This window comes from Desulfofundulus thermocisternus DSM 10259, assembly GCF_000686645.1.
GTDB classification, from domain to species: Bacteria; Bacillota; Desulfotomaculia; order Desulfotomaculales; family Desulfovirgulaceae; genus Desulfofundulus; species Desulfofundulus australicus.
Genome location: NZ_JMLG01000001.1, coordinates 28212 through 54416 on the forward strand (window position 1 = coordinate 28212; position 26205 = coordinate 54416).

Annotated in this window: 26 protein-coding genes; 11 read left to right on the plus strand and 15 right to left on the minus strand. The window is 53.0% G+C overall.

What is annotated here, in order from left to right; translation table 11 throughout:
* The first annotated feature begins 69 nt into the window (after positions 1-69).
* Positions 70-279: a hypothetical protein gene (locus BR83_RS0100160; RefSeq protein WP_034634125.1), complete on the plus strand. Its 210-nt coding sequence runs from the start codon at positions 70-72 to the stop codon at positions 277-279.
* A 54-nt stretch (positions 280-333) separates the two neighbouring features.
* Here BR83_RS0100160 and pheA read toward each other — a convergent pair whose 3' ends face one another.
* From pheA to BR83_RS0100180, 4 genes are all read right to left on the minus strand, one after another.
* Positions 334-1596: a prephenate dehydratase gene (pheA, locus tag BR83_RS16240; RefSeq protein ID WP_157832933.1), complete on the minus strand. Its 1263-nt coding sequence runs from the start codon at positions 1594-1596 to the stop codon at positions 334-336.
* A gap of 16 nt (positions 1597-1612) precedes the next feature.
* Complete coding sequence (gene aroF, locus BR83_RS0100170) at positions 1613-2626, minus strand: 3-deoxy-7-phosphoheptulonate synthase (protein WP_027355372.1); 1014 nt, start codon at positions 2624-2626, stop codon at positions 1613-1615.
* 519 nt (positions 2627-3145) lie between these two features.
* Positions 3146-4372 carry a radical SAM protein gene (locus BR83_RS14605; protein ID WP_051617698.1) on the minus strand — a complete coding sequence of 409 codons (1227 nt, stop codon included), beginning with the start codon at positions 4370-4372 and terminating at the stop codon, positions 3146-3148.
* A gap of 90 nt (positions 4373-4462) precedes the next feature.
* Positions 4463-5629, minus strand: a complete 1167-nt coding sequence (locus BR83_RS0100180; RefSeq protein ID WP_034634126.1) for a CaiB/BaiF CoA transferase family protein — start codon at positions 5627-5629, stop codon at positions 4463-4465.
* 114 nt (positions 5630-5743) lie between these two features.
* Between BR83_RS0100180 and BR83_RS0100185 the strand changes: the two genes are divergently transcribed.
* Positions 5744-7873 (plus strand): acetate--CoA ligase family protein, encoded by a 2130-nt coding sequence (locus BR83_RS0100185; protein ID WP_051617699.1) that lies wholly within the window; start codon positions 5744-5746, stop codon positions 7871-7873.
* Between the two features lie 207 nt (positions 7874-8080).
* Here the strand turns inward: BR83_RS0100185 and BR83_RS0100190 are convergent, their stop codons facing one another.
* The 4 genes from BR83_RS0100190 to BR83_RS0100205 form a co-directional block, all read right to left on the minus strand.
* Complete coding sequence (locus BR83_RS0100190) at positions 8081-8542, minus strand: RidA family protein (RefSeq protein WP_027355375.1); 462 nt, start codon at positions 8540-8542, stop codon at positions 8081-8083.
* Positions 8543-8546: 4 nt separating this feature from the next.
* Entirely contained in the window at positions 8547-8984 is a 438-nt protein-coding gene (locus tag BR83_RS0100195; protein ID WP_027355376.1) for a DUF6917 domain-containing protein, read from the minus strand.
* Between the two features lie 191 nt (positions 8985-9175).
* Positions 9176-9910, minus strand: a complete 735-nt coding sequence (locus BR83_RS0100200; protein WP_034634222.1) for an FCD domain-containing protein — start codon at positions 9908-9910, stop codon at positions 9176-9178.
* A 123-nt stretch (positions 9911-10033) separates the two neighbouring features.
* Positions 10034-11269, minus strand: coding sequence for an aspartate kinase (locus tag BR83_RS0100205; RefSeq protein ID WP_027355378.1), 1236 nt, complete (start codon positions 11267-11269; stop codon positions 10034-10036).
* Between the two features lie 411 nt (positions 11270-11680).
* On the opposite strand from BR83_RS0100205, the gene BR83_RS0100215 reads away from it, so the two are divergent.
* The 7 genes from BR83_RS0100215 (at position 11681) to BR83_RS0100245 (ending at position 17710) form a co-directional block, all read left to right on the plus strand.
* Positions 11681-12448, plus strand: coding sequence for an alpha/beta hydrolase (locus tag BR83_RS0100215; RefSeq protein WP_027355379.1), 768 nt, complete (start codon positions 11681-11683; stop codon positions 12446-12448).
* A gap of 191 nt (positions 12449-12639) precedes the next feature.
* Positions 12640-12942: a zinc-ribbon domain containing protein gene (locus tag BR83_RS0100220; RefSeq protein WP_027355380.1), complete on the plus strand. Its 303-nt coding sequence runs from the start codon at positions 12640-12642 to the stop codon at positions 12940-12942.
* A gap of 124 nt (positions 12943-13066) precedes the next feature.
* Positions 13067-13846 (plus strand): prolipoprotein diacylglyceryl transferase, encoded by a 780-nt coding sequence (lgt, locus tag BR83_RS0100225; protein ID WP_027355381.1) that lies wholly within the window; start codon positions 13067-13069, stop codon positions 13844-13846.
* Positions 13847-14001: 155 nt separating this feature from the next.
* Entirely contained in the window at positions 14002-16236 is a 2235-nt protein-coding gene (locus BR83_RS0100230) for an FtsK/SpoIIIE family DNA translocase (protein WP_027355382.1), read from the plus strand.
* 69 nt (positions 16237-16305) lie between these two features.
* Entirely contained in the window at positions 16306-16440 is a 135-nt protein-coding gene (locus tag BR83_RS17710; RefSeq protein ID WP_278244178.1) for a hypothetical protein, read from the plus strand.
* A gap of 171 nt (positions 16441-16611) precedes the next feature.
* Positions 16612-17487: a Gmad2 immunoglobulin-like domain-containing protein gene (locus tag BR83_RS0100240; protein ID WP_242839591.1), complete on the plus strand. Its 876-nt coding sequence runs from the start codon at positions 16612-16614 to the stop codon at positions 17485-17487.
* A 61-nt stretch (positions 17488-17548) separates the two neighbouring features.
* Positions 17549-17710 carry a hypothetical protein gene (locus BR83_RS0100245; RefSeq protein WP_157832934.1) on the plus strand — a complete coding sequence of 54 codons (162 nt, stop codon included), beginning with the start codon at positions 17549-17551 and terminating at the stop codon, positions 17708-17710.
* Here BR83_RS0100245 and BR83_RS0100250 read toward each other — a convergent pair.
* A complete protein-coding gene (locus BR83_RS0100250; RefSeq protein ID WP_027355385.1) occupies positions 17696-17968 on the minus strand; it encodes a hypothetical protein in 273 nt (90 codons plus the stop codon). The genes BR83_RS0100245 and BR83_RS0100250 overlap by 15 nt on opposite strands.
* Positions 17969-18105: 137 nt before the next feature.
* Here BR83_RS0100250 and BR83_RS0100255 point away from each other — a divergent pair, with 137 nt between their 5' ends.
* Entirely contained in the window at positions 18106-18411 is a 306-nt protein-coding gene (locus BR83_RS0100255) for a hypothetical protein (RefSeq protein WP_027355386.1), read from the plus strand.
* The gene (locus BR83_RS0100260; RefSeq protein WP_027355387.1) at positions 18411-19154 is read left to right on the plus strand and encodes a hypothetical protein; all 744 of its coding nucleotides are present in this window, start codon (positions 18411-18413) and stop codon (positions 19152-19154) included. The genes BR83_RS0100255 and BR83_RS0100260 overlap by 1 nt, the downstream gene beginning before the upstream one ends.
* A gap of 159 nt (positions 19155-19313) precedes the next feature.
* On the opposite strand, the gene thiM is transcribed toward BR83_RS0100260, so the two are convergent.
* From thiM to BR83_RS0100290, 6 genes are all read right to left on the minus strand, one after another.
* Positions 19314-20117 carry a hydroxyethylthiazole kinase gene (gene thiM / locus BR83_RS0100265; protein ID WP_027355388.1) on the minus strand — a complete coding sequence of 268 codons (804 nt, stop codon included), beginning with the start codon at positions 20115-20117 and terminating at the stop codon, positions 19314-19316.
* Positions 20118-20197: 80 nt separating this feature from the next.
* The gene (locus BR83_RS0100270) at positions 20198-22288 is read right to left on the minus strand and encodes a PASTA domain-containing penicillin-binding protein (protein ID WP_034634152.1); all 2091 of its coding nucleotides are present in this window, start codon (positions 22286-22288) and stop codon (positions 20198-20200) included.
* On the minus strand, positions 22285-22911 hold the full coding sequence (cobC, locus tag BR83_RS0100275) for an alpha-ribazole phosphatase (protein ID WP_027355390.1): 627 nt from the start codon (positions 22909-22911) through the stop codon (positions 22285-22287). The genes BR83_RS0100270 and cobC overlap by 4 nt, the downstream gene beginning before the upstream one ends.
* Positions 22912-22914: 3 nt before the next feature.
* Positions 22915-24039, minus strand: a complete 1125-nt coding sequence (gene cobD / locus BR83_RS0100280) for a threonine-phosphate decarboxylase CobD (RefSeq protein ID WP_051617700.1) — start codon at positions 24037-24039, stop codon at positions 22915-22917.
* A gap of 12 nt (positions 24040-24051) precedes the next feature.
* Positions 24052-24807, minus strand: a complete 756-nt coding sequence (gene cobS, locus BR83_RS0100285; RefSeq protein WP_027355392.1) for an adenosylcobinamide-GDP ribazoletransferase — start codon at positions 24805-24807, stop codon at positions 24052-24054.
* Complete coding sequence (locus BR83_RS0100290; protein WP_027355393.1) at positions 24801-26198, minus strand: cobyrinate a,c-diamide synthase; 1398 nt, start codon at positions 26196-26198, stop codon at positions 24801-24803. Before BR83_RS0100290 ends, cobS begins: the two co-directional genes overlap by 7 nt.
* Between the last annotated feature and the right edge of the window lie 7 nt (positions 26199-26205).

Below are 26205 nucleotides of genomic sequence, written 5' to 3' on the forward strand. Positions count from 1 at the left end.
GGTATAAAGGGCGGGGTAAAAATAATCTTCGAAATCAAAATACTAAAAATCAATGAAGGAGGGTACCCCATGACCAAACCTTATATCCCCGGAGACAAAGGGTACCGGAGACCCGAAACCATTGCCGACCTCCACCGCCCGCCGGGCAGCCCCCGGCCAAGGGAAATCAAATCCCAGGAGGCCCAGCTGGAAAGCGCCCACAGGCACGGAACCAATAAGGCAGTAAAGTGGCAGATGTCCTGCAAAACGGGACAGGTAGAAAGAAAAGATAAAGAGTAAAAATTGAATCAGGAGCAACTGCTCAAAAGGGCCGGGGAAACCCGGCCTTAAAAGTCAGCGGCAGGGGGGGCTGCAGGAAGTGCGTTCCTCCACCTGCTGTTGTTCCTGCAGGCGCACAGCATACCGGATGAGCAGGCGGTATATTTCCTCCACCACTGCGGGGTCCATCCCTTTCAACCGGGCCAGGTGGGACACCCGGGCCAGGACCCGGGATTCACGGTGAGGATCCCGTACCGGGTAAATACCTGCCTTCAGTTTTCCCAGGCAGGCCACCAGGGCACTGCGCCGGGCCAGCAATTCCACCACCTGTTCATCCACATTATCGATGGCCTGCCGCAATTTCTCTATTTTTTCCCGTCGTGCATGGGATGGAAGCATTGCCTTCCCGGCAGACCCGGTTTTAATGGAAGCAGCCCCTGAAATGCCGCCGGCAGGCTCTTTTAGTTCTTCCGGAGGAAAACCAGCATCTCCCGGCATACCCCGGTCGTCCGCGGGATAAGAACCGAGCACCTTTAAACCAGCACGCAGGGCCACTGCTGCCAGTGCCTCCTGAACCGGCCTGTCACACCTGTGGCCCATCAGATCGATGAAGAAAAGGTACTCCCCAAAACGGCGCCGGGAAGGCCGGGACTCTATGCGCGTCAGGTTGATCCCCCTGGCGGCAAACTCCCCCAGCACCTCGTAAAGAGCTCCCGGACGGTGAGCCACGGAAATAAGCAGGGTCGTTTTACACCCCGGCGACCAGGGACAGTCCTCATGTCCCACCACCACGAACCGGGTAGCGTTGCCGGTGCAGTCATTGATTTTTTCCACCAGCACTTCCAGTCCGTACTCCCGGGCAGCCGCCGCGGGACCAATGGCCGCCCACGAAGCACCCGTGGAAGCCACCAGTTGCACGGCAGCGGCCGTGCTTGCGGTTTCCACTACCTGAACTCCGGGCAGGTGCCGGGAAAGAAACTCCCGGCACTGGGCCAGGGCCTGGGGATGGGATAGCACCCTTTCAATTGTTTCCAGCTTTACCCCCGGAGGAGCCATAAGGCAGTGAACCACCGGGAGGATGACTTCCCCTTTTATGCGCAGGTCCGGGAAGGTATGGACCAGCAGATCCTGGGTCTGGTTGACCGCCCCTTCGCTGGAGTTTTCCAGCGGCACCACCCCTTCGGCCACCTCCCCCCGGGCCACTGCCGCCAGCACTTCATATAGGGAGGGCAGGGCTACCAGCCGGACATCTCCCGCTGGTTGCCGGGCCAGATACTGCCGCGCGGCCAGCTCGGAAAAGGTGCCGCAGGGACCGAGATACCCGATTCTTTTCACCATGTCTTTGCTCCTTTCATCATGCAGCCCGGCCAACAGCAGCGGCCACGGCCCGCAATTCTTCCATCAGGGCAGCAAACTGCGCCGGTGTGAGGGACTGGGGACCATCGCAGAGGGCCCGGGCAGGTTCGGGATGAACCTCAATCAACAAACCGTCGGCACCGGCAGCCACCGCTGCCCTGGCCATAGGCCCTACCAGCCGGCGGTCTCCCGTGGCATGGCTGGGATCCACAATGACCGGCAAATGGCTTAAAGATTTCACCAGCGGTACAGCACTCAGGTCCAGGGTGTTGCGGGTGGATTGTTCAAAAGTACGAATTCCCCGCTCGCAGAGGACTATCTGCTCGTTACCTTCGGACATGATGTACTCCGCCGCCATCAACCACTCTTCCACCGTAGCCGACAGGCCGCGTTTAAGCAATACCGGCTTGCCGGAACGGCCAACCGCCTGCAGGAGGCGGAAGTTCTGCATGTTCCTGGCCCCCACCTGGAGCATATCCACATACTGCACGGCCAGCTCCAGGCTGTACTCGTCAACCACTTCGGTAACCGTAGCCAGCCCGGTCTGGCGGGCCGCCTCCGCCAGCAGTTTCAGGCCTTCTTCTTCCAACCCCTGAAAGCTGTAGGGTGAAGTGCGGGGTTTGAATGCGCCGCCCCGCAGGATAACCGCTCCGGCCTGCCGCACCCTGTGTGCCGCCGCCAGCAGCTGCTCCCGGCTTTCCACGGCACAGGGTCCGGCAATGACCACAAGCTGGTTACCTCCAATGGCCGCCCCGCCCACCCGGACCACGGTATCTTCCTCCCTGGCCTCCCGGCTGACCAGCTTGTAGGGCTTCATAATCGGCACAACCCTTTCCACCCCCGGCATGGTTTCCAGTCCCAGCGAATCGAGGGTACGGCGGTCACCGACAGCACCAATAACAATCCGCCTGACCCCATAAATGGGGTGAGGAGAAAAGCCATGCTCCTTCAAGCGCAAGATTACCGCCTCGACCTCCCCGGCAGAAGCCCGCCCGTCCATAACTACTACCATTTTCACCCCTCCATTCAGATAAAATAAAAAACCCGCCGCTTTCATCCCGGGGACGAAAGCAGCGGGCTTCCGCGGTACCACCCCAATTGACCGGAAAAATCCGGCCCCCTCGTTCAGGGTACGGGAAAAACACCCCGCAGCAACGGGAAAAATAAAAGCTTCTCGCACCTAGGGACGAGAAGCAATTTGCTTTCCGCGTTACCACCCTACTTGACCGCAAAAAACGGCCCACCTCTTGCAGGGTACGGGAAAAGTTTTTCCGATACCCCCTTCCCGGTAACGTGGGAAGACTCCGGCGCGACCTACTTGCCCGCAGGCGCGGGTTTCAGCCTGCATCTCCGGGGAGAACTTCAACCGGTCATGTTCTGGAGGCGCTTCCAGTCGCCGGCGCCCCCTCCCTGGAGAACTGTTTCCGGTCTACTTTTCCCCTTCATTGACTTTCGACATATAATTTTAGCCATAATTATAATGAAAAAAAACCGGCAATGCAAGGGGCTGGTTGTCTTTTTTTAAAGCCTATTATATAAAAGCTGCCTTAACGATATCCAGCACTTTTTGAACTTTTACCGGAGCATCGGGGGCACGGCTGTCAACCGCCTCCCAGGCTGCTTCCACATCGGCGGACAGGTCTGGTTTTAGATGGCCGGCAATGAAGAGATAAGAGGACAACCTTCGTTCCAGCTGAATTTTGAGCCTTTCATGAAGGGGTTTTTGCAAATATTCATGGATGGTGTTCAGTATAGCCGCTTTATCACCGGGCAGCTGTCCCTCTACTTCCCACAAAAGATTGCACATCTGGTCGCTGGCCAGGTAAGCATGGCAGTCCAGGTGCTCCAGGAACAGGGCAATTTCTTCCACCACTTCGTCTTCTGTCAGCGGCTCAAATTCCCCGGCCAGCACCCTGTCGTAAAGGGGGGTGCCCCGGCGGGGAACAAGGGTGCGCAGGCGGATAAAATCCGGATCAATTTCGTTTAATACCTGCGCGGACTCAACGGCATGCTTTTGTGACCATTTCCTTCCCCCCAGGCCGGGCATGTAATACTCGCTCAATTCAAAACCCGCTTCCCTGACCTTTTTGCCAGCCAAAAGATGCTCGGCCGCCGTGGTACCTTTTTTCACCCCGGCCAGCACTTCGTCACAGCCCGACTCAAACCCGATGTGCAGGCGGGAAAGACCGGCCTCACGCAACCGCTTCAGGTCCTCCGGCTTTTTTCTGGCCATGGTCTTGGACCTGGCGTAAGAGGTTATGCGCTCAATGGAGGGGAAATTTTCCTTGAGGTAATTTAATATTTCCACCATCTCGGCTGTCCGGATTTGCGGAGCATTGGCATCCTGAAGAAAAACAGTCCTGGCCCCGGAGGAAAGCCAGTGGACAACATTGGCCAGGCTTTCCAGCCGCCGCTGTACAATGGAGGGCTCGCTGTAAGCCTCGCTGTAAAGTGAGGGGTTGGCGTTGATAAATGCAGCCACCACTTCCCGGTTAATGGTGCCCCGGTAGCCAAGCCGCCAGGAAGTGGCCTTGAGCTCCTCAGCCAGGGCTTTAACCGTATCGATATCGGCTTTAATCTCTGCCACACTGCGCAGGCCGTAGGTTTTATTCTTGTAAGTGCGGCAAAATTCGCACCGGTTCCAGGGACAATTTCTGGTAATTCGGAGGAGCAGTGAGCGGTCGCGGCCCTCGCTGGGTGGCCTGATGGGCCCCATTTCGTGGTATCCCTTACCGTGCTGCAGGATTGCGGGCAGCATCGTTTTTCCACCACCTTACCTGTTGAACTTCACTGAAAGTTATAATACTTTTAATTCTTCAACCGGCAGTCCCGTACCTGAAGGATACCCCTACCCCACGACCCCTTCGGATTTTAAGGTCTCAATGTCCTGATCCCGGTAGCCCAATTGGCGCAGGATCTCCACCGTATGCTCCCCTGCCCCCGGTGCCGAAGAATCAGCTTCTTTCTCCACACCGTGTATTTTTAAAGGCTGGCCAACTGTGGTAATGACCCCTTCACCCGCGGGAAGCTTTATAAATAAGTTTCTGGCCCTTACCTGGGGATGCGCCGGCACCTCACTAACATCCAGCACAGGCTCAATACAGGTATCCACCCGGCCAAACAGCTCCATGATTTCGGCAAGCGTTTTGCTGCTGAAAAACTCCTGCACCGCCCGCCGCGCCTCCTCATCCTCCCTGTACTGCAGGGGCAGCAGGTCCGGCCGCCCGGCGGCATAACAAAAGTTTTCCCAGAACCTGGGTTCAAGGTTGCCCACGCTTACATAGCGCCCGTCCCTGGTGGAGTATATGTTGTAACACACCCGGCCACCGTTCAGATCTTCCGCACCGCGACGTGGTTCGCCAGCCCCGGCCAGGTACTGGGTAAGGTAAAGGCTCATCCACGACACCACCGTGTCCATCAATGATACATCTATGTAGGCACCACAGCCGGTCAGCAGATTCTTGATGCAGGCGGCCAGGATGCCCACAACTGCCATCAACCCGCCGCTCAGGTCGGCCACCTGCACCCCGGGCAGGACGGGGGGCCCCCCGCGGCTACCCGTCAGGCCGAGGGCGCCGGCTATGGATATATAGTTGATGTCGTGTCCCGGCCGCATGCTGTAAGGGCCGTCCTGTCCGTAACCGCTCAAAGCACAATAAACCAGCCGCGGGCTTGCAGCAGAAAGGATTTCATATCCCAGGCCCAGGCGTTCCATAACTCCCGGACGAAAACTTTCCACCACCACGTCGTACTCCCGGACCAGTTGTAAAAATATTTCCCGTCCCTTCAACGTTTTGAGATTTAAACGCATGGACTTTTTGTTGCGGTTGACAGCGTGAAACCAGGCACTTTCCCGCCCTACCTGAGGCCCCATTCCCCGCAGGTAATCTCCTGTCTCCAGGTCCTCAATCTTGAGCACCTCCGCTCCCAGATCCGCCAGGATCATGGTAGCATAAGGGCCCGGCAGAAGGCGCGTCAAATCCAGAACCTTTACGTTTTTCAATATCCGGTACAACAGCTTTCCCTCCCCCTATTTTACGAAAATTATACCAGGATAATGCTTATTGTGGTAAGATTTAGATTAATTAAAAACAGTTAGAGCAACATAAGGAGGAGGCTATTCAGTAATATGGTAGAAAACCTGCAAAGTCTCATTCCCTTCTTTCAACCCCGGTCAATAGCACTCATTGGAGTTTCCACCAGGACGGGCCTGCAGGCTTTCAATATCCTGGAGCAGGTACTGGCCGGCGGTTACCGGGGGCGCATCTATCCCGTCAACCCCAAGGGGGGAACCCTGCTGGGCCTCCAGGTTTACCGTACGGTCAGCGAGATTCCCGAAACACCCGACCTGGCCGTAATCTCCACGCCACGGACAGCCGTAAAGGAAGTGATACAGGAATGCACAGCCAGGGGCATTAAAGCTATAATCGTTATCACTCAGGGTTTTGCCGATGCTGACAGCTGGGGAAAACAAACACAGCAGGAATTACAGGAAATCGTTTGGAACGCGGGAGCCCGCCTCGTCGGGCCCAATACTATTGGCGTTGTTAATCTTTACGAAAACTTGAATACTTCCTTTATTGGCTTTCTACGCAAAGAGGCCGACACGGCCATGATCTGCCAGTCAGGTATTTTTTTGCTGGGTGCTGCCGATTTCACCGGCGGCATCGGGCTGGGGGTGGATATCGGTAATGCGGCAGACGTTGGTTTCAGCGAAAGCCTGGCCTTTCTGGGGCAGGAACCCCGGGTCAGGGTAATTAACCTGCACATGGAAGGGATCAAAGATGGTCATAGATTTATGGAAGTTGCCCGCGCGGTGACCAGAACAAAACCCGTCCTCTGCCTGAAAACCGGCCGCAGCGAGGCCGGAGCCAGGGCCGCCAGTTCCCACAGCGGTTCTCTGGCCGGCGAAGATCATGTTTTCACCGCCGCATTTAAACAATGCGGAGTCATCAGGGTGCGGGACGTGGAGGAAATGCTCTATCTGAACAAAACTTTTCTCACCTATCCCTCCATGCCCGGACAGCGAATAGCCGTGGTAACAATAAGCGGCGGTGCGGGTATCATGGCTATAGATGCCTGCAGCGCTTGCGGCCTGGAAGTAGCCCGTTTCAGCGAAAAAACCCGGGAGAAGCTGGCTGCTGTTTTCCCCGACTGGATGGAGGTAAATAATCCGCTGGACATCTGGCCGGCAGGTATGGCCAGGGGATACCTGGAAATTCTGGAACTCTCCCTGGACACGATCCTGGAGGACCCGGGCGTGGATGCAGCTCTGGTTATCAGCCCTGCTTATTTACCCCCGGAAGAAGACCCGCGCCTGGACATCTCCCGCACCATCAACCAGGCTGCATCCCGGCACCCGGAAAAACCTCTGGCCCTGTGGATATTTGGCAATTACCGGCATGAACTGGCGGCCAGGATGGAAAAAGAAAACCGGGTGGTGGTCTACCCTTCCCCGGAAAAAGCCATGGCCTCCCTGGCGACTTTATACCGCTACCTGCATGAAATTAAAGGCCGTGCCCCCGGACATCCAGCAGTTTTCACCGATTTTCATGAGGAGCGCATTGACTCCCTTCTTGCCGTGGCCATGCCGGAAGGACAGGCAACCATAAATGAAGCCGCCCTGGAAATCCTGCAGGCTGCCGGCATCCCCGTGTTACCTTCCCGGGTGGCACACAGCACCGGAGATGCCGTAAGAATAGCCAGCTCCCAGGGTTACCCGGTGGTAATGAAAATTGTCAGCCCGCAGATCTCCCATAAGTCCGATGTGGGCGGGGTGAAGGTTAATCTAAAGGATGACCGGGAGGTAGCAGCAGCTTATAACGAGATGATGGAAGTGGTTTCTGCCCGGGTACCACAGGCCACCATCAAGGGAGTGCTCATTCAGCCTTACAGGCCCGGTGGAGTGGAGGTTCTCCTGGGCTGCAAGCGGGACCCCTCCTTTGGGCCGGTCCTGGTTTTTGGCCTGGGAGGGATTTACACGGAGCTGTTCCGGGACGTTTCCTTTGCCATTGCGCCGGTGGACAGGGAAAAGGCCCTGGACATGATCAGGGAAACAAAAGCTTACCGCCTGCTCCGGGGGTTCAGGGGACAGCCCCCGGCCAATATCGATGCCCTGGTGGAATGTCTCCTGCGCCTGGGTCAGCTGGTTACCAGGTGGCCTGAAATTGTAGAAATGGACATCAACCCGCTCCTGGTTGACCCGCAGGGCGCGGTAGCCGTGGATGCCCGTATAACTTTGCACACCTCCAACTTGTAGAGCCCGTGAACCTCAGGCCAAAAGCATATGGAAATTACGTTAATCGCCCCACCCAACGCTTTACGCAGCAAACTGCAGAACTGGTACCCCCGGGCAACGCCTTCTGGGGGTACCGGTTCCTGTCCACCGCCTGTCACAAGCGAATACTGCTCCAGGTTCATATTTTACGGTGTAATTTGACAAGAATACCATTTATTACTGCCTTTTTCAAGCTTCTTTCAATAACGCCACCAGTTCAACCTCTACGGCCGCATCCAGAGGCAGCTCATTCACCCCTACTGCCGACCGCGCATGCTGGCCAGCTTCGCCAAAAATCTCACCCAGTAAGTCGGAAGCGCCGTTAACTACAAAGGGCTGCCGGTTAAATCCAGGGGCGCTGTTCACAAAGCCGGTTAATTTAACGATACGTTCAATCTTATCCAGGCTTCCGGCTACCTGTTTAACCACGGCCAGGCAGTTTAACACACACAAACGCGCCGCCTGGTATCCCTCTTCCTCCGACAGGTCGCCTCCTACCTTCCCCTTATAGCGGAGCTCACCATTCCAGAAGGGAATCTGCCCGGAGGTAAAAACAAGCCGGTCCACTTTCACTGCTGGTACGTAGGAAGCAACGGGCTTGGGCGCTACAGGCAATTCTATCCCCATAGCTTGAAGTTTTGCTTCAAACATTTAATCACCCCATCTTGCCTCTAATTTTAATTGTTGCCTCCAGCTGTAAACCCAATTCTACACCATCCCGGCGGTGGGGTGCATAGAGCACCACATTCAGATGGTTGGGCAGGTGGGTCTCATCAAACCCGATAATCCGGCCCAGCAACGTATCATTGCATACCACCTCGTCCCCTTTTACCAGCACCCCCCCGCTTTTAATCTCCACAAAACCCAGGTAAGCTATTCTCTGAACCTCTTTCCCCGGCCCCGCTTCTTCTTCATCGGTTACAATCAGTTCGTGAATTTCGTTCTGCAAAACAGCCCTGGATATGGGAGTAATTAAATGCAATCCCCGGTTCTCCAGCTTTCCCTGCAGGACAACCACCAGCTTTCCTTCCACATCCCTTTTCCGGGCATAAGGGCTGGTGCGAAATAACTTTTCACTGTAGGGATCGCCCATAGCTGCCCCCTCCCATTTCCCAATAACCTTATTTTTGATGAGGTGTTTTTTTTGCAAGTGTTCCTCATCTATGATGAGGTACTTATATAGTTCGACAACTTATTTCGATTTCCTTCCCGGCTTAAGACTTTTATAAAAATAAAAATCCGGCAGGAAACTCCTACCGGAAAATCTACGGTTTTATAAAAACCTCACACCGAATTATCACTGCGCATTTGCGACCAGTATTTCTTCACATCTGAAATGAGGCTTTCAATATGGTCTACCATGGCCCGTTCCGCTTCAGCGGGATCCCGGTTAATAATAGCCCTCAGAATCCGGGCATGTTCCACAGCCAGATTACCCTTAACTTCCCGGCGAATATATTCGAGGATCATGGACATCTGCCTTCCCTGGCGGATTAAATCCAGGGTCGCAGCCAGCACTTTGTTTTTTGCGGCACTGGCAATCAGGCGATGAAACCGGAGATCCTGTTCCACAGACATCTCATTTTGGGCAGCCAGCCTTTCCTGTTCCCGCAGTACGGATTCCATCAAACCTATTTCCGCATCGGTAGCCTTTACGGCTGCCAGGCTGGCCAGTTCCCTTTCAATGGCCCTCCTGGCAACCAGCATATCGATCAGGTCCTCCTGTCTGTGGGAGTTAAGAATACGTACCAGCCGGGAACTGTTATGATTCAGGCGACTGTCACTTTCAACATCTTCCAGAACCTTTCGCCCGTGGGTGGAAATTGAGCGACCCCGGTACCCGTATTTCACGGTCAATTCTTTACGGTCCATCTCACTTAAAATCCTACCCACAGTGGCCTCACTCAGGTTAAAACCCTTTTGAAGTAAAAGCCTGCGCAGCTGACCTGAACCCAGGGGCTTATTTTCCAAGCTTAATATTTTTAAGATCTCGTATTCATGCCTTTTGAGCTCTTCCACCTGTTCCACTCCCCCAGAGTTCGGTTAAAATCCCTTTTCACACACCTCCGGTAAATTTCTTATATCATATACTTAAGAAAGTTCGCAAGCAATCGCAAATCTGAAGTATCCAATCAAGCGTAATCAAGCGCTGACCATACACATATCATCACCGGGAACAATAAACTTGCGATGCAGAGCACGAACAGCCCGGGAAACTTCATGTGCTTTAATAATACAGGAGATCTTGATCTCCGAAGTAGCAATCATTTCTAGATTAATGTTTTCCCTGGCCAGGGCTTCAAACATCATGGCCGCCACTCCCGCATTGGTAGCAATCCCGGAACCCACAATGGAAACCTTGGCCACATTTTCATCATACGTATAATCCGTGGCACCAACCTGTTCCCGGATATTTTCCAGGACAGCAAGTGTCTTTTTCAAATCACTTTTACAGATGGTAAAAGCAATATCGTTTAACCCATCCCTCATAGCACTCTGAATGATCATATCTACATTGATATTTTCCACAGCCAGGGCATGGAATATTTTCCAGGCAATACCCGGCCGGTCGTAAACATCGAAAAGGGCGACTTTGGCAATATTTAAATCATGGGTTACGCCGGTAACTATTATCGATTTTTCCACTTCGCCAGCCTCCTTAACAATGGTGCCGGGATTGCGGTTAAAACTGCTGCGCACATGCAGGGTAACACCGTGCAGCTTGGCACATTCCACAGCCCGGTAGTGAAGCACCGCCGCTCCCAGGTGGGCCATCTCCAGCATCTCATCATATGATACGGTGGGCAGCTTGCGGGCATCGGGAACCAGACGGGGATCAGCGGTATAGACACCATCAACATCGGTATATATTTCGCACAGATCAGCCTTCAGGGCCGCGGCCAGGGCTACAGCAGTGGTATCCGAACCGCCTCTCCCCAAAGTGGTAATATCGTTGGCGTCATTTACTCCCTGGAAACCCGCCACCACGACAATTTTACCCGCAGACAGTTCACGGATAATACGCTCGGTATTAACCTTAATAATACGTGCTTTTGTATGCACGCCATCGGTAGCAATGCCCGCCTGCGATCCGGTTAACGAAATAACATCCTCCTCCAATCTGGAAATAGCCATGGCCAGCAGGGCAATGGAAACCTGTTCCCCGGTTGACAGGAGCATATCCACTTCCCTTTCAGGCGGGTTATCGGATACTTTATTCATTAATGCAATTAATTCGTCAGTGGTATCCCCCATCGCCGAAACAACCACCACAACCTGATGTCCCTGCCGGCGATATTCCACCACCCTGCGGGCTACTCTACGGATGTGTTCGGGAGTGGCTACAGAACTGCCCCCGTATTTTTGTACTACCAGCAACGTTCTCTTCCCCCTTATGGATTCTGCTACTTGAGGCGTCCCGGCACCGAAAAATTTAAAGCCACCCGCAACAGGTGGCTCAGTCAAACGATAGGTTCGGCAGGCCAGGACACACCACTGGGTTGCGGGCAAGATCAAAGAAAAGGCATGCACATCAGGCCGCGCATAGCCATGCCCGAATCCATCATAGTTATGCCCCTGGTAGTGGTGCCAACCCAAAGCATGATCCGGCCCTCCTTAATGTAAAATGCATGGCTTAACTATAACATAAAATTCCGGACCATGCAATCGCTTGTTTTGAATTATCTACCCCATCAAGGATTTAAAGGATATAAAGCAACCGGAGCGAATGGTATATTAAAGCAGGACAAGTTCCGGATAATTTATGCCAAAATAGAGAGGATGGTAATAATGACCGGCAGCTGGCAAAAGGTAAATTTTGTTAACTCCCGAGGGTTAAACCTGGCCGGGCTATTATATGTCGCTCCGGGGAACACAGGTAGGATCATCATTAACTGCCACGGCTTTACGGGAAGCAAGGAAGGAGGCGGGCGTGCCCTGGAGCTTGGCACCGAACTAAGCCGGCGCGGGTGGTCGACCCTGCTTTTTGATTTTTCGGGTAATGGTGAAAGCGAGGGTAATTTTGCAGATCTAACTTTATCAGGACAGATTGACGACCTTACCTGCGCAGTCGACTGGGTGGTAAAAAGAGGCTATAACCAGATTGTCACCGTCGGCCGCAGTTTTGGCGGCTCCACAGTTATCTGCCAGGCAGCAAGGGATCACCGGATAGCCGGGGTTTGTACCTGGGCCGCCCCGGCCAGGTTAATGGACCTTTTCACCTCATTCACCGACGAGTCTCTGGACAGCCCTGAAGAGATGGTAACCATGGCAGGGGAAAATGGCGTCATCTATTTGAAGAAAGCTTTTTTCCGGGATCTCCAGTTATACGATGTTCCCCGGGAAGCAGCGCGCCTGACACCCCGTCCCCTGTTAATCATCCACGGTACCGGGGATGGCGTGGTCCCGCCCGGGGACGCCCGTCTGATCTTTGAGGCAGCCGGAGAACCCAAAAAGCTGGTATGGATTGAAGGAGGAGATCACCAGTTTACCGGGCATTATCTACAGGTCTGGGAAAATCTTTTTGCCTGGCTGAACAAACATTTTCCAGGCATATAAAAGCAAAGGCCACAGGGCTAGATGGGCTGACGGTGGTTTGTCCCCTATAGACACAGGTAAAGCGTTATGATATAATTGCTTTAAGTCAAACTGGTTGGGTTACCGGCAAATACTCTTCTCCTGGATGGGGGAGCGGGTAGTTTGTGTTTGGGTCCCTGAACCAGTAAGTCCCTGAAAGGAGAGGAGTATTCATGTCTTACGAGGACAAAGTGCTTACCTGCCGGGATTGCGGCGCAGACTTTGTTTTTACCGCTGGAGAACAGGCTTTTTACGCTGAAAAAGGTCTGCTGAATGAACCTACCCGTTGCCGGGACTGCCGCCGCCGGCGCAAGCAGCACAACAACGCTGGTGCAGCTGGAATGGATCGCCAAATGTACGATACTTTTTGTTCCAGTTGCGGCGCACCCACGCAGGTGCCTTTCAAGCCCACCGGAAGAAAGCCCATTTACTGCCGTGAGTGTATGGCCGTAAACCGGCGGGCAAGCTTCCGCTAGATCATTACAGATCTCAAAAGCCTACCTGGAGAACAGGTAGGCTTTTTTGTTGAATACTGGAGAAAAATAAGCGGGTTGTTTTATAATAACAATTGTATCAATGCATGTTTGGAAGGTGATTTAAATGATCGATCCCGTAGCCTTTCAGATTGGCCCTTTACAAATTCGGTGGTACGGCATTATTATGGCCACCGCTTTTTTAACCGGCATTTATTTAGCTTTACGCCGGGCAGAGCAAAACAGAGTAGATCCCAACCACATCTTAAACATGGTAACCCTGATTATACCGGCAGCCATTATTGGCGCACGGGCATATTATGTTTTTTTTGAATGGCCAAGCTATCAGCATAATCCCTGGGAAGCGCTGGCCATCTGGCATGGCGGGCTTGCCATCCACGGCGGCCTGCTCGGAGGTACACTGGCAGGAATATGGTATGCCCGGAGACATAAACTCTCTGTTCCATTGCTGGCCGACATCCTGGCTCCCAGTATTATCCTGGGCCAGGCCATTGGCCGGTGGGGTAATTTTATCAATCAGGAAGCACACGGTGGCCCTGTATCCCCGGAGTTTATGGCTCATTTTCCTGAATTCATCCGCCGGCAAATGTTCATTGAAGGCCAGTATTATCATCCCACCTTTTTATATGAATCCCTGTGGAATTTGGCAGTGTTTACTTTTTTAACGTGGTACTGGCCCAGAAAACGCTTCACCGGGGAAGTGGCGCTTTTATATCTGGGCCTTTACTCGGCCGGACGCTTCTTTATCGAAGGTTTGCGTACCGACAGCCTTATGCTGGGACCTGTTCGGGTAGCCCAGCTGGTGAGCCTCCTGCTGATTATACTTGCCCTGGCAGGGATATGGTACGGGCGTAATAAAGCCGGAACCGGCAAATCCCTGAGGTGAAGCACCGGCCCCATGAACAATAACTTTTTTTGACTCCCCCGGCCGGCAACAAGGTAAACTTGCCTCTTTGTCCACTTTATGGTAAGCTCAAGATATGATGAGATTGGGCATCTCTTGTCACAACCGGTCGTTTTAACTTGCAAGGAGGGGAACCCGTGGCCAAACACCGGTTGGAGGAGCTAAAATTCGAGCTTTACGGGCTGGCCATAATTACCCTGGCCCTGCTGGGCATGGCCAGCCTGCTGACCCCGGCGGCAGGAACGATAGGGCACTTTTTAGCCAGGGGTCTGACAATTACCGCCGGAAACGGTCGCTATTTATTGCCCGTAATTCTCTTTTGTTTTGGGGTTAAAGTTTTACTCGAAAAAAAACTAGGTAGCTTCAATTCCCGGGTCTGGGGCCTGTTAATCCTGCTGCTCAGCACCCTTACCTTTGTACACCTGTTTATACCCCCGGATAAGTTTTTCAGTGCTGCCCGGGAGGGGCAGGGCGGCGGAATAGTGGGGGCAGTTTTGAGCTATTTTCTTTATCTCTGTTTCGGCACTGCCGGAAGCTATATTTTACTGGGGTTTCTTACGATAACGGGTCTTATCCTTCTAACCGGCCAGTCCCTGGCCAAACTCACGGGCACTGCGATTAAGATTATACGTGAGGCTATAAAGGACGCGGGGAAGCGTTTATCTGACTTTCTTTTTGAAGAAGTCCCGGAACCGGTAATACCTGAAAAAACAACTCCTTCCCTGCCACCGGCGCAACTCCAGAGAGGAACCCGTACTACGGAGACACAGGAACGTCAGGATCTTTCGAGCCACAGGCAAAAGGAAAGACGCAGAAATAACACCCGGGAGCAGGAAGAAATAGCATCAATAGAGAAGGAAGTCAAGGAAGTGGCTACCCGCGCCCTTGCCGACGGTCGCCCCTATCGCCTGCCCTCCACTGCCCTTTTAACCAAACCCCTGGTCAGGGATAACTCTCTGCTGGAGAGGGAAATTGCCGAGAAAAAGCGGATTCTTGAAGAAACCCTGGCCAGTTTCAACATCCAGGCACAGGTAACCCATGTATCTATAGGCCCGGCCATCACCAGGTACGAAATTCAACCTCCGGCAGGCATAAAAGTAAGCCGCATTATGGGGCTGGCCGATGATATAGCCCTGGCCATGGCTGCTCCCGGTGTACGCATTGAGGCACCTATCCCGGGGAAAGCGGCTGTGGGCATTGAGGTACCAAACCGGGAAATAGCTACCGTACATTTAAGGGAGCTTCTTGAAAGCAGGGAATTTAAAGAAAGATCTTCGCGGCTAACCGTTGTTCTGGGCCGCGATATAGCCGGCGCTCCCGTCATTGCAGATCTTGGTAAAATGCCCCACCTGCTGGTGGCCGGGGCTACGGGTTCGGGGAAAAGCGTGTGTATCAATACTTTAATTGCCAGCATTTTATTTAAGGCCACCCCGGATGAAGTTAAATTTCTAATGATAGACCCCAAAATGGTGGAATTAACCACTTACAACGGTATTCCCCATCTGGTAGCACCCGTCGTTACCGATGCCAAGAAAGCTGCCGGAGTTTTACGCTGGGCAGTAAAGGAAATGGAACGACGCTATGAACTTTTTGCTGGCCTGGGGGTCAGGGACATCAAACGTTACAACGAACTATTTCAAACGACAGAGAACGAAGCAAGCGCTGGTGAAACAACGCCTGCCAAAACCCGGGAGGAAGGTCCCCTTCCCTATGTAGTAATCATTATTGACGAGCTGGCTGACCTGATGATGGTTGCCCCGGCCGATGTGGAGGATTCCATCTGCCGGCTGGCCCAGATGGCCCGCGCAGCGGGGCTTCACCTGGTGGTAGCTACCCAGCGTCCCTCGGTGGATGTAATTACCGGCCTGATTAAAGCTAATATTCCCTCCCGCATCTCCTTTGCCGTTTCCTCCCAGATGGACTCCCGAACCATCCTGGACATGGGAGGAGCAGAAAAACTGCTGGGTAAAGGGGATATGCTCTTCTTCCCCGTGGGTGCTCCAAAGCCCATGCGCGTACAGGGAGCCTACCTGTCGGATCAGGAAGTGGAAAATCTGGCCTCCTTCTTGAAGGAACAGGCCCAGCCGGTTTACAACCAGCAGGTAATGGAAGAACCACCGGTGGAGGAAGATAAACCCGGGGAGGAAGAAGAAGACGAACTCTTACCACAGGCAGTAAAAATACTTATTGAAAACGGCAGTGCATCCATATCCATGCTGCAGAGAAGATTGCATATAGGATATGCCCGCGCTGCCCGTTTAATCGATATTATGGAACAACGGGGTATTGTGGGTAAATTTGAAGGCAGCAAACCCCGGGCCATTTTAATGACCATGGAACAGTACCAGCAAATGTTTGGCCGGACTGGTTGACTTCTTCCCACACCGGTGATACATTTTTAGTAAAGAACAGGGGATGAAATTACAGGGGGCGGAAATAAAATGTTTGACTGGTCGATTTTTTATGCAGGCGTGGCTATAGTTCTGGGTATAGGTGTTCTGGCAGCCATTTTTGCCGGGCCAGTAGAGCAAGTCATGGAAAAGGTTGAAGAAAAAGCCAGTGGCAGAACCCACTAGATGCGCCAGTAAATAAATGCCGGCACCCTGCATTACCGGGGAGCCGGCTGTTTTATTTATTTTTCCACGGCAAGCTTTTTCGCTAAAGGTATGACCTGGCGATTAAGGGTGACAGGGAACGCCTTTGAATGATATACTAAGGATAAAATTATCAATGACAGGAAGTGGGGTATGTCCATGGTTACAGGCAGGAAATCCAGGTGGAGGGTTCCGGTGCTGATTTTAAACCTTTTCCTTGCACTGCTTCTGGCATCGGGATGTTCCTGGACCGGGCAGCAGGCACCAGCCAACCAATCACCGGATCCTTCCCCACCCCAACCTTTATACGTCGCTGTTTATTATGTAAAATCCAATGACCAGGAGAGCTATCTGGTCCGGGAAATTCACAAAATACCGCAAACGGATAAGCCGGCTCTAAAAGCGGTAGAAGAATTAATTTCCGGGGAACCATCCACGCCAGGAGCCATGCGCATCTTACCTGCCGGAACCAGAGTCCTTGACGTATCAGTGAAGGACGGTCTGGCCACAGTCAATTTTTCCAGGGAGGTACTGGAACAGCCCGGTACAGGTGCTGAAGGGGAAGCCCTGGCCATCCAAAGTGTGGTTAATACCTTAACCGAGTTCCCGGAAATTCGCCAGGTATCCTTCCAGGTAGAAGGGAAGGTGGATGAACGCACTCTGGACTGGTGGGGCCACGTAGGCTTATATGACCAGCCATTTCGCAGGGATTTATCCAGGGTTTATGAGCCTGCTATATGGGTTACTCACCCCACACCGGATCAGGTAATAGGAGTGCCCCTGCTGGTTAAAGGAAGCGCCAGAGTTTACGAAGGAACGGTTAACGCCAGGTTGCTGGACAGCCAGGGCCGGGTTCTGGCCAGCGCTTATACAACCGCCACCAGGGCTGCTCCCGAGCGGGGAGATTTTGAGATGCGGCTCAGCTTTAAGCCCCCCCAGGATGGCAAAGGGACGCTGGAAGTCTATTCCATCAATGCCAGGGACGGCAGTATTGAAAATAAGGTGACCATACCCGTCAGCTGGCCATAAAACATTGTATGCCCTGAATCATCCCAAAAGTATCAACCAGAAAAGAAAGCGAGGTTCCAAGATGACCAGAGAAAAAAATAAACCCGGTTCCGTAGAAACAGCCCAGGGGGAATCCATTGAACACCTCATCAGGCGAGTGAAAAGAGAATTGCTCTGGGTCCTGGCCAGCAGCGTTGTTGCTTTTGGTCTCGGCCTTCTTGCCGGAAATCTAATCAAGTTTTAGCTGGCTTCCGGCAAGCAACCAGATAACCATGGCCAGAGCAATTAACGCTATACGCAAAACAATTGTTGCCCTTCCCTGCACCAGCCCTTTCATTTTCAACCATTCCACTAGAGCACAGGGCAATATCAATACTCCAAAAATTAACCTCGCCAGGGGACGGAAAGCAGGGTAACCAAGGGTAAAGATCCATAAAATCAGTGCCCAGGCCAAAATAGCCAGAGCAAGTTTAACCGGGCCGGGTAAATTTCGAAATAACACTACACTAATACCTCCAATCACTACCACTATATCTTATAATACTGCTACTATTACCTGATTCCCTTTTTCAGGGGAATCTCCTTCTCCTTTTTTCCCGCCCTCGCATATTCTAAAGAAAAAGGAGGGCGGGACATAAAGTGTTTTTAAAAATAGTTCGTGTTCAGAGAAGGTCAGAGTTTTTTACATTCCTTAATCTGGTGGATAGAATATACGGCCAGAACAGCCCTTTTGCTCTTGCCAACAGGCAAAAAACATCTCTCTTATTGCATCCCGGTACCAACCCGGCTTTAAGCCATGTTCACCTGGCTCTATACATAGCCTATGAAAACAATAAACCAGCGGGACGGATTGCCTGTGCAGTGGATGAATTTTGCCGGAAGAAAAAAACGGGGTTTATTGGCGCCTTTGAAGCCGTACCGAAGGAAAATATCACCCGGGCCTGATGGAAAAAGCGGAAGAATGGCTCCGGAAACAGAAGTGTGAAATTGTAATTGGCCCTGTGCTGGTAAATACCAACCAGCAGGTAGGATTGCTGGTAAACGGTCCTCCCCCCTTCGCGGGTCACCCGCTACCTTACAATCCACCATATTACAGAGAACTCCTGGAGAATTATGGTTACAAAAAACTCACTGACCTCCTGGTTTATCAATGGTCAACAGAAACAACACTACCAGAAAACATAAACCGGGTAGCCCGCAGGGCCACCTGTCACCCGGAAGTCATGGTACAGCCCTTAAACTTTTCTATGTCATTCTACGAACAGGTAAAAGCAGTTCACTATATTCTCAACCGTTCCATGGAACGAAACTGGGGTTACATTCCCCTGACCATTTCTGAAACCCGAGCCATTTTAACTCACTTTAAGAGGATAGCTGACCCCCGCCTTCTCTTGCTGGCCAGGGTAGGTCACCAGCCAGCAGGAATTTGCTTCTGCGTACCTTTACCGGGAAAAATAGATAAAAAACCTGCTTTCAGACTGGCCCTTCTGGCTGTTGTTCCGGAATTCAGGCAGAGGGGAATTGATGCCCTCCTCCTGAAAAACTGTCACAGCGTCTTACCCCGCGGCAGCCAGGTGGAAATATCCCAGATTCACGAAGGAAATATCGCGGTGCTAAAAATGGTGCAACGGGTGACCACACAGCCGCCTGTCAGGCGATACCGGGTTTACCAGAAAAATATTCCGTAAAAAAAATTCCCACCTGAAAAAGTGGGAATCGGGAAGAAGGAGGTATATGGTTTTTTCACTGCGTGCACTACTTATTGTGACATAATCCGCCCTTATTTTCTGTCAACCCGCCGACCATTTATTTGTCTTGTTCGCGACAACAAAAAGAATTCCCGGACTTCATAGTTCCCTTATTTTGACTCCTGAAGATAGCCTTTCCCCTCTCAAGTTATAAAGGGCGTCAAGCAGGGCAACCTGAAAGCTCGCCGGTCCCCGGGTGACGGCACCGGCATGCTCCGCTGCCAGGCCGTAACAGGCCAGGGCTGCCGCTCCGGCCGTCACGCCATCATCTTCCACGGCCCGGAAAGCAGCAACAACGCTGGTCGCAGAGCAACCCGTACCCGTTACAGCAGCAAGCATGGCATGACCATTATCCACAGCCAGCAAACGTTCCCCATCGCTGACATAATCTGTTGCCCCTGTTACGATTACTACAGTTTTTAAATCCCTGGCCACCTTCCTGGCCAGCTGGCCGGCTGGAATGGTAATTTCCCCTGCATCCACGCCTCTGGTGTTAGCGTGTAAACCACCAAGGGCAGCAATTTCCGAGGCATTACCCCGTAAAATATCGATTTGCAGTTCCCTGACCAGCATCTGCGCGGTTTCCGTGCGAAAAGGTGTTGCCCCCGCCCCTACAGGGTCAAAGACCACTGGAATACCCGCCTCGTTGGCTGCCCGGCCCGCCAGCAACATGGCATCCACCTCACCTGCTGTGAGTGTTCCCATATTCAATACCAGGCACCGGGCCAGGCGCACCATATCAGCTACCTCTTCAGGAGCGTAAGCCATTACAGGTGATGCTCCAACAGCCAGGGTAATATTGGCAGTAATATTGGTAACGACCAGATTGGTAATATGATGTATCAGCGGGCGCTCCTCAAGCACTTTCTCCCGCAGGACCATAACCCGTTCTCCCCATTTCATTACCTATTCCCTCCCGAATTACTATTACCGCCAAATTAATGCATCCACATGGGGCCTTACCCGAACACGAACATCAGTCCTCAGGGAGGATTGAATTCCACCGTAACTGTCGTTCCCGGTGCTACACGTTTACCCGCCTCAGGGCGTTGCCGGGTAGCCACCCCGCTCCCCGAGGCTTTAAATTTTAACCCCAGTTTTTCCAGGATTGAGCCTGCTTTTTTTACCGTAAGTCCGGACAGATCGGGGACAAGCAGCTGTTCCGGAGTATTACCGGTAGCAATACGTAAACTCACCACCGTACCCGGGGGAACACTTCTACCTGCCGGTGGCTCCTGGCCAGTAACCAGACCCGTTTTACCCGGTGGCCAGGACCGGAATCCCCGCTCTTCCAGCAACCAGATGGCATCGGCAACCGGGAAACCGACCACATTGGGCACCTTAATCTGTACATCCTGACCAGCTGGAACTTCCCGGTTTTTCTGAACGGGATCTTCCGGAACCTCCAGGTAACGCAATGTATCCCTCACTACAGCACTAAAAGCCGGAGCCGCCACTTCTCCCCCGTGATATTCCCCACCGCGCGGTTCGGCTACCACCACCAGAACCGCAATACGGGGATCGTCCGCCGGGGCAAACCCGGCAAAGGAAGCCACATACTTCCCCTCCATATAACCACCCGGACCGGGCACCTGGGCAGTACCTGTTTTCCCGGCCACCCTGTAACCTTCTACCAGGGCTCTCCTGCCCGTCCCTTCCAGAACAACTTTTTCCAGTATTCCGGATAACTGCCGGGCGGTCTCGCTGGAAATGACCTGCCGGATTACCCGGGGAGATACTTTCCGGATGGTTTTTCCAGAAGCATCTTCCACAGCCCTGACCACATGGGGCTGCATAAGATAACCCCCGTTGGCGATAGCTGAAACAGCGGTTAAGAGCTGGACAGGTGTGACAGCTATGGATTGCCCGATAGACATGGTTGCCAGGTCCAGCTCTGACGCCTTATTTTCAGGGACTATAACTCCGGCCTCCTCGCCGGGCAGGTCAATACCGGTGGGAACCCCAAAGCCGAAACCCCGGACGTACTTATATAACTTTTCTTTACCGAGCTTTTGCCCCACCTGGATGAAAACCGGGTTGCAGGAGTTTTCCACGGCCTGGGCAAAGGATTCTGACCCGTGTCCCTTTCGTTCCCAGCAATAAATCCGCCGGCCTTTAACCACAATATAACCCGGGTCATAAAACCAGTCGGCAGGTCGTACCACTCCTTCCTCCAGGGCTGCGGCCGCAATAATCATTTTAAAAGTTGAACCTGGTTCATAGGTATAAAGAGTGACCGGATTCTTTTCCCAGACCTCGCGGGGAAACTTCCGCCAGCGGGAAGGATCAAAGGTGGGACGGCTGCCCATGGCCAGGATCTCCCCTGTTTTAGGATCCATAACCAGAATAACCGCCCATTTGGGCTGGTAATCGGATTCAATTCTATCCAGCTCCCGCTCTACGTAATACTGAATGGTCTGATCCAGGGTAAGTACCAGGTTATTTCCCGCCTTTGAACGCTCCACCACCACCGCGCTCTGGGGAATTTGACGGCCCCGGGCATCAATTTCCAGCACCATTTTCCCCGGCATACCCTGAAGCTCGTGATCATAATATTTTTCCAGGCCATTGAGGCCCTGGTTATCATCACCTACAAATCCCAGCAAAGCCGCGGCCAGGCTACCCTGCTTGTAAGAACGGGTACTGGTTTCAACAAAGCCCAGGCCACTAATCCCCTCCAGCTTTTTAACCAGGTCCAGTTCCACACCATGCTGCAACCAGACAAAAGAGGCATTATTATCCAGTTTTTTTAAAATTTCCTCGCGCCGGACACCTAAAACAGCTGCGATCTTTCCCGCAACCTCCCCGGGATTTTTAATTTGATCAGGATGGGCATAAAGGGAATAGGCAGGAATGCTGGTTACCAGGGCGTTATGATTGCGGTCGTAAATATTTCCCCGGTAGGGTTGCAAAATTACATCCCGTGTGCGGATACTGGTTGCTTCCTGACGTAAATGTCCTCCCCGTATAATTTGTACAAAAAACAGGCGTGCAACCAGGCAGGAAAAAGCCGCCAGCAACAACAGCATGAGAATTCCCAGGCGGCGGTAAAAGTTAATTTGAGGAGGAGTCAAATCAGACCCTCCTTTTTTAAATGGCTGCACTCATTGAACAGGGTTAGAATCCCCCTCTCCCAGGTGGAAAATTCCAGAATGGAGAGGCAGGCATTATTAACTCCCAAACGCCAGTATTGATTCAAATCCATGCCCAAAACCGAACCTACCAGTGCCCGGATAGTGCCCCCATGGCACACAACCACTACCTGTCCGGCGGGGTGTTTTTCTACTATACCCCGTACCGCAATGGTTACCCTTTCCACCACTTCCGCCAGCGTTTCTCCTCCGGGAATACGCGTATGCAGGGGAGAGTGCCACCACTTTTTCAGCTCGCGGGGGTAGCGGGCTTGAATCTCTTCCATGGTAAGACCTTCCCAAAAGCCAAAGTTAATTTCCCGCAGGGCTTCCAGGGACACCACGGGCAGGCCGTGAGGCTCAGCCAGAATACGCGCCGTATTCATGGCTCTCTGGAGATCGCTGGAGTAAAAGGCACAAAATTCCTCTTTACTTAAACGCCTGGACAAAGCCCGGGCCTGCTCCACTCCCCGCGGGGAAAGAGCAACGTCGCTGTGTCCCTGAAACCTGAATTCAGCATTCCAGGCTGTCTCGCCGTGTCTGACCAGGTATATACGACAGCTCATCTTTTACCTCTCCTGTAGTACCTCACCCAGTACTTTTAAAAGACGCAGATTTTCATCATGCCCCTTCACGGCAACCCGGATGTAACCTTCCGTCAGACCGGGGAAATTAGAACAATTACGAACCAGGATACCCCGGCGACCCAGTAAACCAGTCAGCTCGCCTGCAGTAATACCAGCATTCGTTATGTCTACAAGCAAAAAATTGGCCGTCCCGGGAAAAGGGCGCCATCCGGGCAGGGAAGAAAGCTCCCGAAACAGGAATTCCCTCTCCCGGGTCACCACTTCCCGGGTGGCTTCCAGATATGCCCTGTCCCGCAACCCGGCTACCCCGGCAACCTGAGCCAGAGCATTAACACTCCAGGGATCCCGTGCCTTTTCCAGGGTGCGGACCACTTCGGGCCGTGCCACCAGTGCTCCCAGCCGCAGACCTGGAATGGCCAGGATTTTAGTTAACGAGTAGAGTAGAATCAAACGGTGATGCCGCCCGGCCTGGCAAAGCAGGGAAAAGGATGCGGGATTCTGGACAAAATCCATAAATGCCTCATCAACAATTATCATGGAGCCGCAAGCCAGAGCTGTTTCCAGCAAAAACCCCAGTTCCCGGCAGGTAACAAGCCCCCCGGTAGGATTATTGGGGTTGCATAAAAAAAGAGCATCCACTTCCGGTAATAGCTTTAAAATTTCCTTTAAAGGAAAAGGAAAACCTCGAGAGGAATCCAGAAAAACATATTTCACTTCCCCTCCGGCAGCTCTAACGGCCAGGGCATATTCGCTGAAGGTCGGAGCAGGAATAAGCGCCCGGCGAAAGGGAAAAACACGAGCCAGCAGATAAATCAATTCACTGGCTCCATTTCCTACCAGAAGACAGGAAGGATCAACTCCCAGGTGTTCTGCCAGGGCCACCTTCAATTCCCGGCAATCTGGATCCGGATAGTGGGATATCTGCCAGAGATTATCTTTCAATGCTTCCAGGACCCGGGGGCTGGGACCCAGGGGATTGATATTGGCACTGAAGTCCAGAAAATCCTGCGGCGCAAAACCATATTCCATGGATGCCCGGACCAGGTTGCCCCCATGGGGAGGAACGGCCTGGTAACCCTTATCTATTTTATCATTACAAATCACCATTTGCACCCCCGTTTACAGCAATGTTAATGGGAGGCACTTACTCAATGGATACGCTGCCAGAAGTAAAAACACTTCCGTAATTTCATTAATAGCTCCGTAAGTATCTCCGGTCAGCCCGCCTAAACGGCTGGTGAAGTAGCGGGCGAGCCCGTGTACCAGCACCAGGGAGGCAAATAACAGGGACAACCCCAGCCATCCTCCTGTTAAAGCAATCAGCAGAACCTGGAAAGAGGCCGCGGCCAGCTCCCTGCTTCCGGTATATTGAACCTGAAACAGGCCAAGACCCTGGGCGCGGGCATAGGGAAAGCGTGCGATGGCGTAAACCATTCCCCAGCGGCTGATGGCCGGTACAATTGGTAACAGGCGTAATAAAGCTTCGCGGGGCAGGCTTAACAGGAGAGCAAATTTTAGCAGCAATAAACAGACCAGCCCGAGCACCCCGAAGGCGCCAACCCTGCTATCCCGCATTATTTCAAGCATTTTTTCTCTGGAACGCCCGCTGAAAATTCCATCCATGGTATCCATAAATCCGTCCAGGTGCAGGCCCCCGCTAAGGGTGGCCATCCCCAGAACTAGAAAAGCGGCAGTTACGGGCTGCGGGAACAAGTGCGTCAGAGCCAGATAAAGAACCGTCCAGGCCACGCCCAGAAAAAGGCCCACCAGGGGGAAAAACATGGGTGCCCGCCCGTAGGCTCTTTCATCAAAATCACCACGGTAGACGTAAAACCTGGTTAGAAATTGTAAAGACATGGCCAGGATTTTCAGCATTCCACCACCCTTTTCTTTTTAAATCTTGCACAGCATTCCACAAAGCGGCGGGCAGCCTCCGGACAGGACGCAAAATGCAGGTGCAGGTAGGAAGCCAGTAAATTGCCGCGGACATAGCCATCCAGTACCTCCACCTCTTCTCCTTCCCGGCGGAGGGCATAGGCCCTGGGAAAATCTGCAGGCATGTCTTCCAGGGAAGAATAATGAAATTCATGACCCACCAGCTCTGTGCCCGCTGGAGCCAGAATATTATCGTTCAGCACCCGGGCTTTACAGTATCCCAGTGCTACCCGGCGGGTATGCATGCGGCACACTCCGGGCAGTAAGCCGGCCATGGGATATTCCCGGCCATCAAAACCATAAATACTCCGGCATATATACATCAGGCCTCCGCACTCCGCGTATACAGGCATACCCCGGTTAAAAGCGCGGCGCAGGCTTTCCATAAAATTCCTGTTGGCCGCCAGCTTTTCCAAAAACATTTCGGGGAAGCCACCACCTATATAAAGGCCGTCCAGATCCGGCGGCAAAGCCGGGGAAGAAAGGGCGCTGAGAAAAACCACTTCTGCACCCAGGGCGGCCAGGAGCTCAAGCCCGTCCTGGTAATAAAAATTAAAGGCGGCATCTTTAATTACCCCCAGACGAACCCGCGGGCTCCTGGGCACAGCAGGAAAAATTTTTTCCCCAATCCGGGGCAGGGGCGGAGCCGCCCGTGCTATTTCCAGTAAGCGGGAAAGATCCACTCCCTCCCCCAGGACCGCCACCAGCCGATCCAGGTGTTCCGCCAGGGCATCCTTTTCCATAGCCGGCAAAAGACCCAGATGCCGGTGGGGAAGGGATATCTCCGCACGGTGGCCAATCCAACCCAGCACGGGAACACCTGCCTGTTCTTCTATGACTTTTTTCAGAATGTTGTAGTGCCGCGGACTCCCTACCCGGTTAAGCAATATGCCGGCTATCCGCACCCCGGAATCAAACATGCGGTAGCCAAGGGCTAGAGCGGCTGCGCTCCGGGACATGGACCGGGCATCCAGGATTAGCAGGACCGGAGCCTCAAGAGCTTTGGCTACCTCCGCCGAACTGCCCCGCTCGGTGGACCCCCTGCCGTCATAAAGTCCCATAACTCCCTCAATTATACAGAGGTCTGCCCCCAGAGCGGCACGGGCGAACACCTCCCGCACCCCTTCCAGTCCCAAAAAGATGGTATCCAGGTTGCGGGAATCCCGCCCTGTAGCTGCTAGATGATAGCCGGGATCAATATAATCCGGCCCCACCTTGAAAGGCTGGACAACATAACCCGCCCTGGTAAAGGCGGCCATTAAAGCCGTAGCCAGCGTTGTTTTACCGGCACCGCTATGGGTGGCGGCAATTAAAATGCGCGGTATGTTCAAATATACC

What these genes read in the sequence shown, in the direction of transcription:
- BR83_RS0100160 (WP_034634125.1), top strand. Translation starts at nt 70, where the DNA reads ATGACCAAACCTTATATCCCCGGAGACAAAGGGTACCGGAGACCCGAA.
- pheA (WP_157832933.1), bottom strand. Translation starts at nt 1,596, where the DNA reads ATGGTGAAAAGAATCGGGTATCTCGGTCCCTGCGGCACCTTTTCCGAG.
- aroF (WP_027355372.1), bottom strand. Translation starts at nt 2,626, where the DNA reads ATGGTAGTAGTTATGGACGGGCGGGCTTCTGCCGGGGAGGTCGAGGCG.
- BR83_RS14605 (WP_051617698.1), bottom strand. Translation starts at nt 4,372, where the DNA reads ATGCTGCCCGCAATCCTGCAGCACGGTAAGGGATACCACGAAATGGGG.
- BR83_RS0100185 (WP_051617699.1), top strand. Translation starts at nt 5,744, where the DNA reads ATGGTAGAAAACCTGCAAAGTCTCATTCCCTTCTTTCAACCCCGGTCA.
- BR83_RS0100190 (WP_027355375.1), bottom strand. Translation starts at nt 8,542, where the DNA reads ATGTTTGAAGCAAAACTTCAAGCTATGGGGATAGAATTGCCTGTAGCG.
- BR83_RS0100195 (WP_027355376.1), bottom strand. Translation starts at nt 8,984, where the DNA reads ATGGGCGATCCCTACAGTGAAAAGTTATTTCGCACCAGCCCTTATGCC.
- BR83_RS0100215 (WP_027355379.1), top strand. Translation starts at nt 11,681, where the DNA reads ATGACCGGCAGCTGGCAAAAGGTAAATTTTGTTAACTCCCGAGGGTTA.
- BR83_RS0100220 (WP_027355380.1), top strand. Translation starts at nt 12,640, where the DNA reads ATGTCTTACGAGGACAAAGTGCTTACCTGCCGGGATTGCGGCGCAGAC.
- lgt (WP_027355381.1), top strand. Translation starts at nt 13,067, where the DNA reads ATGATCGATCCCGTAGCCTTTCAGATTGGCCCTTTACAAATTCGGTGG.
- BR83_RS17710 (WP_278244178.1), top strand. Translation starts at nt 16,306, where the DNA reads ATGTTTGACTGGTCGATTTTTTATGCAGGCGTGGCTATAGTTCTGGGT.
- BR83_RS0100240 (WP_242839591.1), top strand. Translation starts at nt 16,612, where the DNA reads ATGTCCATGGTTACAGGCAGGAAATCCAGGTGGAGGGTTCCGGTGCTG.
- BR83_RS0100245 (WP_157832934.1), top strand. Translation starts at nt 17,549, where the DNA reads ATGACCAGAGAAAAAAATAAACCCGGTTCCGTAGAAACAGCCCAGGGG.
- BR83_RS0100260 (WP_027355387.1), top strand. Translation starts at nt 18,411, where the DNA reads ATGGAAAAAGCGGAAGAATGGCTCCGGAAACAGAAGTGTGAAATTGTA.
- thiM (WP_027355388.1), bottom strand. Translation starts at nt 20,117, where the DNA reads ATGAAATGGGGAGAACGGGTTATGGTCCTGCGGGAGAAAGTGCTTGAG.
- cobC (WP_027355390.1), bottom strand. Translation starts at nt 22,911, where the DNA reads ATGAGCTGTCGTATATACCTGGTCAGACACGGCGAGACAGCCTGGAAT.
- cobD (WP_051617700.1), bottom strand. Translation starts at nt 24,039, where the DNA reads ATGGTGATTTGTAATGATAAAATAGATAAGGGTTACCAGGCCGTTCCT.
- cobS (WP_027355392.1), bottom strand. Translation starts at nt 24,807, where the DNA reads ATGCTGAAAATCCTGGCCATGTCTTTACAATTTCTAACCAGGTTTTAC.